Below are 13,062 nucleotides of genomic sequence, written 5' to 3'. Positions count from 1 at the left end.
TGACGAAATCGGGGAGTGAGACAGGTTCTATATCAAATTCGAGTTTCCCTGCCTCAATACGTGAGAGGTCAAGAATATCGTTGATCAGCTCAATTAAATATCTACCATTCCGTTTGATAATGACAACGTACTCATAACAGTCCGTGTCCTGCAGGCGTTCTGAAAGGATGTCCGCATATCCGAGAATCGCGGCCATCGGCGTTCGAATCTCATGGCTCATATTGGCCAGAAACTCACTTTTCGCCAGATTCGCCTGCATTGCCCGCTGTTCGCTTTCACGCAAAGACTCTTCCATAATCTTACGGTCAGTGATGTCTTGAATGATACAGCTGACTGCCCAGACTTCTCCCTTGTCATTTGACAGGGGATAAAAATTCATAAGCCAGCACCTTCGGTCACTTCGCTCCGAATTGATTTCGTAGACTTCATGGTTTTTGACTGGTTGTCCCGTTTTGAAGACATGCTCATACAGGGGCTGAATGGTGCTCGCGATTCCCGGCAGTAGTTCATTGCATTTTTTTCCCAATTGGGCTTTACGGGGGATGCCATTCATTTGGGCATGAGTTTCATTAATTCGCACGTAGCGGAATTCCCGATCGATCAAACTCATTCCGACCGGAGCTGATTCATAAATCAGCTCCAGTTCACGCTGTCGCTGCTCAACAGCTGCTTCAGCAGCACTCAGACTTTCTTCCGCCACCCGTTGCTCGTGAATGTCACTGACGGTACCTACCCATTCCAGCACCTGTCCAGACGAATCAAGCACGGGGACAGCCTCGAAGATTACCGGGCGAAAACTCTGGCTTTCGGCATGCCAGATATGCCCTTGGATACGCCGACAGGAATTTCCCTGAGCTGGAGAATTCCAGAAAGTAGACAATTCAGAACGATCTTCGGGAAGTACGGCATTCAGCCAGCCATCACCCTGATGATTGTTCCAGTTCTGGCCCGTGAAGCGTTGCCATGAAGATTGCGGCGCAATAAATTTTCCCTGCGGATCCGTTATCCAGATAATGCTACTGGTGCCGTTCAAGAATGCTTCATAACGAGCCTGCATCCAGCGGAGTTCACTTTCGACCTCTTTGCGTTGCTCAATTTCTTTGACCAGCTGTTTGTTCGTTGTGGCAACCGATGGTAAATGCAAAACTTGCGGCGTATACCGGATCAATGCAATCACGGTGACCCAGGAGACGAGTGCCGTCGCTAATTTAAGCAGACCGGAAATCCGATAGATCGGATACCAGAAAATAACGGCTTCGACCAGATGCACGGTTCCACACAGCAGAATGAACGCAGCGAACAGTCCGAACAGCTTGGTGAAGGGAAAATCATTCCGTTTAAATGTGAAGTACAGCAGAACAATCGGGATCGCAGTATAAGCTGACCAGGTGCCGATGTCTGACAAGATATGCAGCCAGCCTTCTCCGGCACTCCAGTTCCCGCAACTCCAGCGGGCAGGATAATCCGATGTATCAAAAAGCTTGGAAAAAAATTCACCCATCTTCACAGCCTTTTTTCATGAGCCCGCGCGATCAATTGGCGTTCACTCAGGCTGACTCCTGTTGTAGTGATGAGAAGAGGGGAACCACTACAGGACGTCTTTTTCCTGATAGTCCTGATTTTTATATATTGCTGCTTGGTTTAAAAAATGACTCCAGTTTTATGTTTGTTTTGTAATGACACTTTAACAATATATACCCAAAAATAGTAACATACTATTTTATCTTCGAATTTGGTTTTGGAAATACGTGTTCAGGAATTGAACTGATTATTGAACCGGTTTTAGTGGAAATTCTACAAGTACATCCAGAATAGAATCCAAGAATGCCACGCTTGTGGCGTTCGGGCCAGCGGTAGTGAGTGAGATGCCTCACTGATAGGATCCTGCTGTTTTAAGCAAGGCTCACTTTAGCATCGCAGAAGATCCCCGACTATTGCGGCAGGCTCTCTACCAGTCCGATGACGGCCCAGGTGGTGCCCCAGAAGACGGCTGTTTCTTCAATACTCGCTTTTTTCTTTTCTTTGGTACCACGCACTGGCCACGAACCATCGTCGCGTAAAGTGCTGACCAGAAACTGTTGGGCTCCTTTAACCGAAGCATCCTGCCGATCCAGGCCCGCGACAACGAGAGCGTATAGAGCCATGCCCGTTCCCAGCGCGTCGCTTTCGTCAGCCACCATCCAGCCCCAGCCACCGTCCGGCTTTTGCAGACTGCGGAGTTGACTCACCATCTGGTCGCGCAGATCAGAATCCTTCTCTTGAACCGCCAGCAATAATCGCACCACATACCATTCGGTACTCTTTCCCGGAGGACTGGCTTTGATGTACTGCATCGCCTGCGCGACCGCTTGCGCGTTTTCCTTGTTGGTGCCCTCCCTGAGTAGCGTCAGTATCAGCCACATGGTAGTGACGCTGTTTGTTTCCGACGCAGGTCGTTTTTGAAAGGGGAGCTGCCCTCCCGCCTTCCAGGAACCGTCCGGCTGTTGTCCGTCCAGCAGCAGGGCGGCCAGTTTTTTCCGAGCCTCTATTTGATCCGGGACAACGCTGGTGCGATCGAAGCTCCAGAGAATCTGAGCCACCCCTTCTTTGTTTCCCAGACCCACAATGGTGCCTTTCTCATTTTTCGAGAGCGATTGGTCGACGGCCCACTGCAGCCATTCATCCAGCTTGTCGCTGACCTGGAAACCATTCAGTTTCGCGCTGCCGAGACTCCAGACCATTGTCCCAACACGGTGACAGGTGACGCATTTCTTTTGCTCAATCCACCACAGCCCTTTCTCCTCGATATAGGGAATGCTGCGTTGAATCGTCTCGCGAACTTGAGTTGTTGTGACCTGATCCTCGGGCAAGGCAGCCATCGATACCGTCAACAAAATAGAACCGATGGCAAACATAACGCCAGCCTTTCCGCATGCGATATAGAAAAAGAAATCTAAAACGACGCTTTCATTATATCCGCCCACGCTCATGAAAAGTATCAGTGATTTGACTTTCGAGTTCAGGAAACAGAAGGCAAGGGGCATGCATCCTGTACAAGAGATGCGTTTCAAGTGATTTGTGCAACATCATGAAAGTCTGGTAAATCCGGTCTGCTGTTGCTTCAACGCACATCCACATGAGCGGAATGGCGCCAGCCACCGTTTTACAGATGTGTGCCGACACACAACGGCGGACAGCGCTGTACCGCTCATGAAACTGAACACATTCGTCCTTCTTCAACGGTATATTCTTGCGACAGGCCAGGGGAATTGACCGCGCTTACCAGTGAGAGTCTGCCGCAGCAGAGGGTCAGCTTGGCGAGAATTAAATCGTCATCGGGGATGCGGTATAATCCCTACAACACGAACCCTCTTCGCGATCTGGTTGAGTCCCCGGAAACGCGTTTCGCTGAGCCATCGCGGCACGAAATGTTATCATACCTGATCCGGATAGCCCTGGAGAGGCGGTAGTAAACCTGGAAACAGGATAGACACTTGTTTGAGTCGGGCTACGATATTGGTTACACTGTGAACTCGTGAATTCGTTCTTTTGTCTCTCTGAGGGGAACACGAGCCTGTGATCCTCAGTGGCAGACTCTGCATATCAATCAAGAAAGTTGAAGAGAAGCAATGATTTGTGTCAGCATTGGTCGAACCCGACACAAGATGGTGATGATGGAACACCGCTCCCTGGCGGAAAAAGGGGCGGAACTGGTGGAGCTGCGTCTGGACTGGATCGCACGTTCCCCCGATGTGAACCGTCTGATTAAAGACCGTCCCACGCCGGTCGTCGTGACCTGCCGTCGGCCGGAAGACAAAGGACGCTGGAACCGTACCGAAGAACAGCGGCAGGCGCTGCTGAGAACGGCCATCGTCGCGGAAGTCGAATACGTCGACATTGAAGACGACATCGCCACATCGATTCCGCGTTACGGAAAAACCAAACGCATTATCAGCCATCACAATTTTGATGAAACGCCGGACAATCTTGAAGAGATCTACGCTTCGATGTGCGAGAAAGATCCCGATATTGTCAAAATAGTCACGATGGCCAATTCTCCCGGCGATTCGGTGCGGATGCTGAAACTGGTGGCCAATGCCAAGGTGCCGACAATTGGTTTCTGCATGGGCGAGTACGGCGTGATCAGCCGGATTCTCTGCGGGAAATATGGCGCGCCGTTTACTTACGCGACGTTCAGTCGTGAGCGAGAATTAGCGCCGGGGCAACTGGCATTTTCCGAGATGACCGGCATTTATCACTATGACCAGATCGGACCGGAGACGGCCGTGTACGGGGTGATCGGTGATCCGATTGCGCATAGTCTGAGTCCTTTGATTCACAACCTCGCGTTTCGTCACGATAAAATTGACGCTGTCTATCTGCCGTTTCGTGTGCCCAAAGACCGGCTGGCGGAAACGCTGAAGGAATTCCAGTGGCTGAATGTGCAAGGATATAGTGTGACGATTCCGCATAAAGCGGGCGCACTCAAGCTGGCCGATGAAGCAGACGAAGCGTCCCAAAGTATGGGCGTGGCTAACACGCTGTTTCGTGACAGTAAAAAAGTCTGGCACGCCCGCAATACCGACTACGATGCAGCGCTCGACAGCATTCGTCTCGGCCTCGACCCGCAGGGGAAAGCGACCGGCGATCCGATTAATGGCAAACAGGTCTTGCTGTTAGGGGCCGGCGGTGTCTCTCGGGCGATTGGCGCCGGGGTAATCAGTGCCGGTGGGGTGTTGACGGTTTCGAATCGCAGCCGCGAACGGGGAGAAAAACTGGCAAAGGATCTGGGCTGTAACTATAGCACCTGGGAAAACCGGGGCAGCGGTCATTATGACATTCTGGTGAATGGCACGTCGGTGGGCATGTCTCCCAAGGTGAACGAAACGCCGTTTGCTCAGAACTTTATGCAGGACGATATGCTGGTGTTCGACACGGTTTATAATCCGGAAAATACGCTGCTTCTCAAACAGGCGCGCGAGCGAGGCTGTAAAACGGTGTCCGGAATTGAAATGTTCGTGCGCCAGGCAGCCGCTCAATACAAGCTGTTTACGGGTAAAGAACCTCCCCTGGAAGTCATGCGGGCAACGCTGCGAAAAGGAATTTCCGCAGTCGGAAAACTCTAGGGAAATCTCAAATGACAGTGATGACATTAATTGGCTACCGGGGCAGTGGGAAGAGCAGTGTGGCTGCGCCTTTAGCAGAAAGACACGGCTTCAACTGGTTGGATGCCGACGACGAAATCGAACGGGTGGCCGGAAAATCAATCGCACAGATTTTTGCCGACGAAGGGGAATCGCACTTTCGTCAGATAGAGCGTGAAGTCATGCAGAATTTACTTCAGCGAGATAAGCTGATCATTGCCGCGGGCGGCGGTGCGATTCTGAATGCCGAGACACGCCGGGAAATGCGAGACGCAGGCCCGGTGATCTGGCTCAAAGCGAGTGTCGCAGCGTTGGAACAGCGGATTTCTCAGGATGCCACCACAACCAGCCGTCGGCCTGCATTGACGGCCAGTGCTTCTCCGCGCGAAGAAATTCAGAATCTGCTCGATCAGCGTGACCCCGTTTATCGGGAATGCGCCACGATCACGGTTGAGACCGATTCCAAAACCGTTTCCCAAATCGTCGATGAAATCATGGACTCTCTGGATTCAACCCTTTAAGGCACGACGAAAGTTTCCCGGACTATGACCCCCTTCGGAATCGACCCCAATCTCATACTCGTGTTGCTGTTTCTGCTGGGCGCAGTCCTGGGGCGTGTGGTTAATCTCTGTATCGAAGAAATTCCCCGTGAAGAACGCGTGGGAGCCGCCTGGAAACGCGTCGGCCGTCGCATGCGTCACCTCTGGTCGCGCTATCACATTCCCATTATCGGCGTCTTTCTGACGCGGTCCCGCAATTCCACGTTTCCCTACAAGCGGACGTATCGTGAAGCGTTAGTCGAACTGCTGAATGGTGCGATTTTTGTGCTCTTGTATTGTGCGGAAGTCCCCTTGAGTGGTCAGGCGACGCTGCAGCAGAGCGGCCTGTATTCGGCGTATGCACCCGATTTGCTTGCGGTGAATTCCTGGATGACGCCGGTCATGCTGCTGAATCTGCGTTTTCTGTTTCATTTGGTGCTGATTGAATCGCTGATGGTCGCCACCTTCATCGACTTCGATCTGAAAATCATTCCCGACGGCGCCACGATGCCGGCGCTGTTCATTGGCGTGGTCGGTTCTTTTGTCTTCGGTCTGTTTTATCTGGTGCCGGTCTGGTTTCAGGAACCGTCTGTGGTTCGTTTGCTGGGCATCTATTTTCCCGAGCAGTATCGAGCGTATTTCATTGTCGAGAAAGTGCCCGAGTGGGTGATTCAATATCCTCATCTGCACGGGCTGGCGGTGAGTCTGGTCGGTCTGGTTGTGGGGGGCGGAGTGGTCTGGGCCGTGCGAATTATCGGACAGTGGACGTTGCGGCAGGAAGCGATGGGTTTTGGGGATGTGATTTTGATGGCTGTCATCGGCAGCTTTCTGGGCTGGCAGGCGACGGTGACCGTGTTTGTGATTTCGCCTTTGTGCGCTCTGGCGGTGGTGGCGGTCTCCATCTTTTTTCGACAGACTCGGGAAATTCCCTTTGGCCCGTACCTCAGCCTGGGGGCGCTGCTGGTGCTGCTGGGCTGGCCGAAAATCTGGCCACTGGCCGAACGGATCTGCCATCTGGGACCACTGCTCCCGATATTGGCGGTCGTGATGCTGGTTTTGCTGGGGGGCTGTTTAATGTTCACACAACTGCTGAAACGGATGTTGGGTTTCCCCTTATATTACGAAGAACAATGGCAGGAAGAATGGACATCCGCTGATCAATTAAGCTTTCAGGCGGGGGAAAACGTGGACGAACGCCAGGGACGCTGGGATCTGAATACAGACGCGCATACCCGAGCCGGACGGGGAACACACTATTACCAGCAGTGGAAAAAGGGGCGTTAACACCTGAAACCGCGCGCTTTTGCGGTGCATCATTCACAAAAACGGCTGTAAACACTAGAATCGGCTGCACGCGCTGAACTCAGGAAAGTCTCTGGTGTCATCACTGCGTGTTTGTGCGTCAAAGATTGAGACCTGGAATTAGAAAAAACTATGATTACAATTGTCGACTATGGAATGGGAAATCTGCGAAGTGTTCAGAAAGCCTTTGAAAAGGTGGGGGTTGAAGCAACCGTCTGTTCCAAACCGGAAACGATTTCCCAAGCCACAAAATTAGTGCTGCCCGGCGTGGGCGCGTTCCGGGATGCGATTCAGGCGCTCAAAACGCAGTCGCTGGTGGAACCGATTCTGGAACACGTCAATTCCGGCAAGCCTTTTCTGGGAATCTGTCTCGGCCTGCAGTTGCTGTTTGATGTCAGTTATGAAGACGGCGAATACGAGGGGCTGGGCATCATTCCGGGAAAAGTCGTGCGTTTCGAGGAACAGCCCGATCTGAAAATTCCGCATATGGGCTGGAATCAGATTGAACGCACCGCCGCGCACCCGATTCTGGCCGACATTCCCGAACATGAATATTTCTATTTTGTACACAGTTATTATGTCGTGCCCGAAAACGAATCGGATGTCGCCGCCTGGACCGACTACGGCTGCCGCTTTGCTTCGATGGTGGCCCGCGACAATATTGTCGCCTCGCAGTTTCATCCGGAAAAAAGTCAAAACGCGGGCTTGAAACTGCTGCAGAACTTCGCTTCATTTTAATTTACGTTCATCAGGTAAAAGAAAGTCAGCTCAGCTATGGAAATACTGCCCGCCATCGATATTCGAGGAGGCAAATGCGTTCGTTTGCGACAAGGCGATTACGGTCAGGAAACGGTCTTCGGCGATGACCCCACCGAAATGGCCCGTCGCTGGGCAGACGGAGGTGCCTCGCGGTTGCATCTGGTGGACCTGGATGGTGCGAAGGCCGGCAAACCCGTCAACCATGAAGTCGTGCGCAAGATAGTGGAAGCCGTTTCCGTGCCCTGTCAGATGGGGGGCGGCATTCGCGATGAAGCGTCCATTCAGTTGATGCTGGATGACGTGGGTATCGACCGCGTGATTGTGGGCACGCAGGCGCTGAAAGATCCGCAGTGGTTTAAAGAGATGGTCCAGCGTTATCCCAATCGACTGGCGCTGGGACTGGATGCCCGCGATTCGAAAGTCGCCACCGAAGGCTGGCTGGATGTCTCGGAAACCTCGGCCATCGATCTGGCAGGTGAATATGTGGGCGTCGAACTGGCAGCCGTCATTTATACCAACATCGCCAACGATGGCATGATGCAGGGGGTTGATGAAGCCACGATTCAGGATATGATCGCGCTGGCAGAACTGGGTTTGCCCGTGATTGCTTCGGGGGGCGTGACGACACTCAAAGATGTTTCCCGTCTGGCGGAAGTCAGTCGGCAGTATCCGAAGTTAATCGGCGCGATCATCGGCCGGGCTTTGTATGAGGGGACGATTGAAGTTCCCGCCGCCATCGCCGCCAGTTTGTGAGGGAGTTTCCATAGCAGCAGAACGGATGGCATTTCATGACGGACGACGAAGACCGAGGTAAGCTGTTCCGGGCACGGCTGCTGGTGCTGCTGGCTTCGGTCTTGTGGAGTTTGAGCGGCGTGTTTATCAAGTCGCCTCCGTTTCAATCGATTCCGGAAGCGGATCGCGGTTTGATTCTGGCCTGTTATCGGGCGTTTTTTGCCGGGCTGTTTCTGCTGCCGTTTGTGAAATTCCAATACGTCCGCTGGCGTCCCGGCTTGATACCGCTGCTGATTGCCTTTGCTTCGATGAATTTGCTGTTCGTGACCGCGATGACAAAAACGTCGGCCGCCGCCGCCATTTTTCTGCAGAATACGAGCGTCGTCTGGGCGATGCTGTTTGGGTTGGTGTTTCTGAAAGAACGCATCGAACGCGGTTCGATTGTGGCGATGTTGATAGTCATGGTGGGCATTTTCTGCATCGTGACGGCGGACTGGTCGGGTAAGAATTATACGGGCAACATGATTGCTTTGATGAGCGGCGTTGCTTATGCGCTGGTCGTGATTTTATTTCGCCAGCTGCGAGACGAGCACCCGGCCTGGCTGGTGGCGCTTTGTCTGCTGGTGTCGGCAGCCCTCGTCGCGCCCTGGGCGTTAACGCTGGGGATCTCGCTGACGGGTTTGCAGTTGTTTCTGATCGCCACGTTGGGAGTGGTGCAGATGGGGACCCCGTATGTGATTTTTTCGCACGCGGTTAAAACCGTCAATTCGCAGGAAGCCGCCCTGCTGGTATTGACCGAACCGATTTTGAATCCGATCTGGGTCTGGCTGTTCTGGGGCGAGACGGTTTCGCTGACCACGCTCGTCGGTTGTTCGCTGATTGTGCTGGGGCTGGCCGTGCGTTTTCTGTTTTTCAGACCGAAACTGATTTTGCAACCGGAAAATGTTCAGCGGTGAATCAGTTTGATGGTTTGCATTTCGTGATACTGCGCCCGTTCCGTTTTAAGTTCGGACTGAAAAAACTTGATGGTATCGACGGTCACTTCTCCCCACTCCGCATTCGCGCGATCCCGCAGAATTTCAAACAGTTCTTCCGGCGGCTTGGCATTCACGCGTGCCAGTGTCAGGTGGGGATGAAAGCCTTTGCGCTCCAGCGGGTAACCCAGTAATTCTGTTTCCTGTTCCAGGAATTGCACCATTTCGGCTAATGGGGCGGGATCGGAAATGCCCGCCCAGATGACATTCGGGCGTTCTGCGTTGGGGAATGCGCCCAGCCCTTTGAAGGCCAGTTTGATGGGGGGAAACAGGGTGCGCATTTTTTTCAGCAGGTGACTGATGGGCATGATGTCGTCCAGCTCAGTCGGCCCCAGAAACTTCAGGGTAATATGCATCTGGTCAACCAGGATCGGTCTGACGGCAGTGCCCAGTTGATCCAGTTTTGGCAGCAGTTTTCTGAGGCCCCGCGGCGGATGAATGGGGACTGCGATAAATGTTCGCGTGCGTCGGTTGGTGTGCATCATAATTCATTCGAGGTTTCCGTCAGAGAAACGGAAAGGGATGTTCCTATTTCTTTTTCTGGTTCCAAAGTGCTTTCAGTTGATCGAAGCCCTGTAAAGGCTGTTCCCCGGTTTTCATTTCCTTGGTCAGTTTGGGAGCCGGGGGTGCCTGTTTCGGCGTGTGTTTTTTCTTTTGCTGCTGCTGGTTTTTACGACTGCCGGTGTCCGTACCGGCGGCAGGCGCGGTTTCTGTTTTTTCCGGCTCTGCTCTGGGAGGAGCCGGTTTGACAACCTGTTCTTTTTTCGGCAGGCGATCTGTGCCCGGTTTGATCAGAGTCAGCGAGACGCGGCGGCGTTCCAGATCCACACCCAGGACCCATGCGGTAATCACGTCGCCTACTGAGACGAACTGATACGGGTTTTTAATAAAGTGATTGGCCATTTCGCTGACGTGAATCAACGCGCTGTCTTTTAATCCCACATCCACGAACGCGCCAAAGTCCACCACATTCAGAACCGTGCCCTGCAGTTCCATACCTTCAATCAGTTGTTCGAGCTTTAATACTCCCTGCTTGAAGATCGGGCCGGGCAAGTCGGAACGCGGGTCGCGTTTGGGGCGGACGATGGCTTCCAGAATGTCTTCCAGAGTCGGCAGGCCGATCTTTAAACTCCGGCTGAGTTCTTTTTTATCGATCTGACTGACTTTTTCAATGATCGAAGCGCGGTCTTCCGCCGAAGTTTTCAGACTGTCTTGAGGCAGCTCGAGTTGCGTGAACACCTTGTGGGCGTGCTCGTAACTTTCCGGATGAATCCAGGTTGTGTCGAGAGGTTCGGTGCCCGCATCAATTTTCAAAAAACCGGCCGCCTGGGTGAACGTTGCTTCTCCCACCCCGGCGACATCCAGCAGTTGTTTTCGATTCTGAAATGAGCCATGTTTTTCGCGCCATTCGGTGATCCGTCTGGCAATCAGTTGATTCATTCCCGAAACGTGACGCAGCAGTGAGGCACTGGCGGTATTCAGATTCACGCCGACATAATTCACACACGATTCGATGACTTCATCCAGCGATTCTTTCAGACGCTTCGCATTCACATCGTGCTGATACATGCCAACCCCCAGATGCTGGGGATCGATCTTTACCAGTTCGCTCAACGGGTCCTGCAGGCGGCGGCCGATGGAAATCGTGCCGCGAATTGTGGCGTCCAGTTCGGGAAATTCTTCGCGAGCGACCGGACTGGCAGAATAGATACTGGCGCCCGCTTCATTCACAATTAAATAACGGGCCTCGGGCAGATTCTGTTCAATCATCTCCGTGATGATTTCTTCCGTTTCGCGGCAGGCAGTGCCGTTGCCGATGGCGACCAGTTTACATTGATGTTCCTGCATCATGTCGGCGAGCTTGTTGCGCGCGTAATCTTTTTTGTCGGCGGAACCTGTGACATACACGAGATCGGTGGCCACACAGTTGCCCAGTTCGTCGAGCACGGCAAGTTTGCAGCCGGTGCGTAAGCCGGGATCGATGGCCAGAATGCGTTCGCCTTGCAGGGGGGGCTGCAGCAGTAAGTTTTTCAAATTCTGGGCGAACACGGTAACCGCATGGATTTCCGCTTTGTCCGTCAGCTCGCGGCGGATTTCCCGCTCCAGACTGGGCAGCACCAGACGCTGCAATGCATCGGTGACCACTTCCGTCAGAAATTCGTTGAAGCGATGACCGTTTAAATTGAGATGGCTGAGAATCGATTTGCAGGCGGCATCTTCAGTCCATTCAAAACGGATCCGCAGTGCGCCGGTTTTTTCTCCCCGGTTGATCGCCATCGTACGATGGTGAGGCACTTTGACGGCCTGTTCCGAGTAATTGAAATAGTCCCGATATTCCTGACCGGATTCTTCTGCTTTCTTGGTGGCACTCACGACCAGACGCCCGGTTCTCCAGGCGATCTGACGGGAGATATCACGCACATCGGGATCTTCGCCAATTTTTTCCACCAGGATATCGGCGGCCCCTTTCAGAACCTCATCCGTCGTGCGTGCGCCGTCTTCACCTTTGGTATATTGTTTTGCTGCTTCCGTCAGATCCCCAATGGAGGCATCACCAGACCAGATGGCATCGGCCAGAGGTTCGAAGCCATGCTTTCTGGCTGTCGCGGCGCGCGAGGTTCTTTTGGGTCGGTAAGGGCGGTAGAGATCTTCCAGTCGTTTGAGCGTGTCGGCTTTTTCGATTTCTGCTTTTAACTGGGGAGTGAGTTGCTGCTGTGCTTCGATCAAACGCAGGATAGTCGAAGCGCGTTCCCAGATCTGCCGTTTCGACTGCACCCGTTTTTGAATATCACGAATCTGAACTTCATCCAGATTGCCCGTGCGTTCTTTTCGATAACGGGTAATAAAGGGAACCGTATTTCCTTCATCCAGCAACGCAATCACATTCAGGATCTGCTGTGCTGTGAGATTCAGTTCCAGCGCCATCTGCTCTGCATCAGTGGCAGAGAATTGCGTACTGGAATGATTTGCTTGTATCTCAACCGCATCCATTTCGATCTCGATTCGTTTCGATCAATAGTTCCGAAAACATAGAATAGGAATCTGATTAAATAACAGGAACAGTAATATGACTCACTGTAAGAATAACGGTTTTCAGAAAAAATAGAAATGGTCGCAAGCTCTCACCTTTCTCCGCGCATTGCGCAGCGGGAGTTTATCTCTCGGAAGTGTAATGGTCTCTGTTCAAATTGGATAGGCTTACGTCACTCAAAACAGGTCACGCTCAACCCGAATCCGGTCTGAACGGAATCGATAAATGGTATTTCTTGATCTGTATTTTTTTGTATGAGTATAAAGTCTTCCACAAGAGACTGTGCAACGCTTCTGGCAGGCATTGATTTGCGGGAACCCGATGCGGGACGTCGTGTGAAACAGGCATGACTTCGGATTGTTTTTACTGTTTTTTTGCAGGAAAGCGGTTCTACAGTGTTTTGGTTTCCGTGTAGGAAATTATCTCACTCATTCTCCCGGTAGAATCGTTTTTCTCGTTAGGACCGGACCTCTCCACTGCCGATATAGAGACAGTCAGACATTCTCAAATGCTTATCGGTCTGGCTTGCGCGAATGATCCAT

At 52.5% G+C, this 13,062-nt stretch carries 10 protein-coding genes; 6 read left to right on the top strand and 4 right to left on the bottom strand.

Translation table 11 applies throughout. The features are described from left to right. Together Q0294_RS06895 and Q0294_RS06890 are read right to left on the bottom strand one after the other, a co-directional pair. Positions 1–1,501 (bottom strand): PAS domain-containing protein (locus Q0294_RS06895; protein ID WP_299462387.1); only part of this gene is annotated, 1,501 nt, incomplete at its 3' end. 430 nt (positions 1,502–1,931) lie between these two features. Continuing rightward, a complete protein-coding gene (locus tag Q0294_RS06890; RefSeq protein WP_299462383.1) occupies positions 1,932–2,894 on the bottom strand; it encodes a prenyltransferase/squalene oxidase repeat-containing protein in 963 nt (320 codons plus the stop codon). 714 nt (positions 2,895–3,608) lie between these two features. On the opposite strand from Q0294_RS06890, the gene aroE reads away from it, so the two are divergent. The 6 genes from aroE to Q0294_RS06860 all read left to right on the top strand — a co-directional run bounded on the left by aroE (position 3,609) and on the right by Q0294_RS06860 (position 9,411). Continuing rightward, the gene (gene aroE, locus Q0294_RS06885) at positions 3,609–5,105 is read left to right on the top strand and encodes a shikimate dehydrogenase (RefSeq protein ID WP_299462380.1); all 1,497 of its coding nucleotides are present in this window, start codon (positions 3,609–3,611) and stop codon (positions 5,103–5,105) included. Positions 5,106–5,116: 11 nt separating this feature from the next. Continuing rightward, entirely contained in the window at positions 5,117–5,644 is a 528-nt protein-coding gene (locus Q0294_RS06880; protein WP_299462377.1) for a shikimate kinase, read from the top strand. A 24-nt stretch (positions 5,645–5,668) separates the two neighbouring features. After that, positions 5,669–6,946 (top strand): A24 family peptidase, encoded by a 1,278-nt coding sequence (locus Q0294_RS06875; RefSeq protein WP_299462374.1) that lies wholly within the window; start codon positions 5,669–5,671, stop codon positions 6,944–6,946. 150 nt (positions 6,947–7,096) lie between these two features. Next, entirely contained in the window at positions 7,097–7,702 is a 606-nt protein-coding gene (gene hisH / locus Q0294_RS06870) for an imidazole glycerol phosphate synthase subunit HisH (protein WP_299462368.1), read from the top strand. A 36-nt stretch (positions 7,703–7,738) separates the two neighbouring features. Continuing rightward, positions 7,739–8,476 (top strand): 1-(5-phosphoribosyl)-5-[(5-phosphoribosylamino)methylideneamino]imidazole-4-carboxamide isomerase, encoded by a 738-nt coding sequence (hisA, locus tag Q0294_RS06865; protein ID WP_299462365.1) that lies wholly within the window; start codon positions 7,739–7,741, stop codon positions 8,474–8,476. A 35-nt stretch (positions 8,477–8,511) separates the two neighbouring features. Continuing rightward, positions 8,512–9,411, top strand: a complete 900-nt coding sequence (locus Q0294_RS06860; RefSeq protein ID WP_299462362.1) for a DMT family transporter — start codon at positions 8,512–8,514, stop codon at positions 9,409–9,411. Here the strand turns inward: Q0294_RS06860 and thpR are convergent. After that, positions 9,402–9,974, bottom strand: coding sequence for an RNA 2',3'-cyclic phosphodiesterase (thpR, locus tag Q0294_RS06855; protein WP_299462359.1), 573 nt, complete (start codon positions 9,972–9,974; stop codon positions 9,402–9,404). The two genes, Q0294_RS06860 and thpR, sit on opposite strands and share 10 nt — an antisense overlap. Positions 9,975–10,017: 43 nt before the next feature. Beyond that, the gene (locus Q0294_RS06850; RefSeq protein WP_299462356.1) at positions 10,018–12,480 is read right to left on the bottom strand and encodes a Tex-like N-terminal domain-containing protein; all 2,463 of its coding nucleotides are present in this window, start codon (positions 12,478–12,480) and stop codon (positions 10,018–10,020) included. Between the last annotated feature and the right edge of the window lie 582 nt (positions 12,481–13,062).

This window comes from uncultured Gimesia sp., from assembly GCF_937919775.1.
Taxonomy (GTDB): Bacteria; Planctomycetota; Planctomycetia; order Planctomycetales; family Planctomycetaceae; genus Gimesia.
Note: the sequence above shows the minus strand (reverse complement) of the source record. Positions and strands in the feature narration are given on the sequence as shown.

Excerpts from the sequence above, each read along its gene's own strand:
- Q0294_RS06875 (WP_299462374.1), top strand. The coding sequence starts at position 5,669 with ATGACCCCCTTCGGAATCGACCCCAATCTCATACTCGTGTTGCTGTTT.
- hisH (WP_299462368.1), top strand. The coding sequence starts at position 7,097 with ATGATTACAATTGTCGACTATGGAATGGGAAATCTGCGAAGTGTTCAG.
- Q0294_RS06860 (WP_299462362.1), top strand. The coding sequence starts at position 8,512 with ATGACGGACGACGAAGACCGAGGTAAGCTGTTCCGGGCACGGCTGCTG.
- thpR (WP_299462359.1), bottom strand. The coding sequence starts at position 9,974 with ATGATGCACACCAACCGACGCACGCGAACATTTATCGCAGTCCCCATT.
- Q0294_RS06850 (WP_299462356.1), bottom strand. The coding sequence starts at position 12,480 with ATGGATGCGGTTGAGATACAAGCAAATCATTCCAGTACGCAATTCTCT.
- Q0294_RS06890 (WP_299462383.1), bottom strand. The coding sequence starts at position 2,894 with ATGTTTGCCATCGGTTCTATTTTGTTGACGGTATCGATGGCTGCCTTG.
- Q0294_RS06880 (WP_299462377.1), top strand. The coding sequence starts at position 5,117 with ATGACAGTGATGACATTAATTGGCTACCGGGGCAGTGGGAAGAGCAGT.
- hisA (WP_299462365.1), top strand. The coding sequence starts at position 7,739 with ATGGAAATACTGCCCGCCATCGATATTCGAGGAGGCAAATGCGTTCGT.
- aroE (WP_299462380.1), top strand. The coding sequence starts at position 3,609 with ATGATTTGTGTCAGCATTGGTCGAACCCGACACAAGATGGTGATGATG.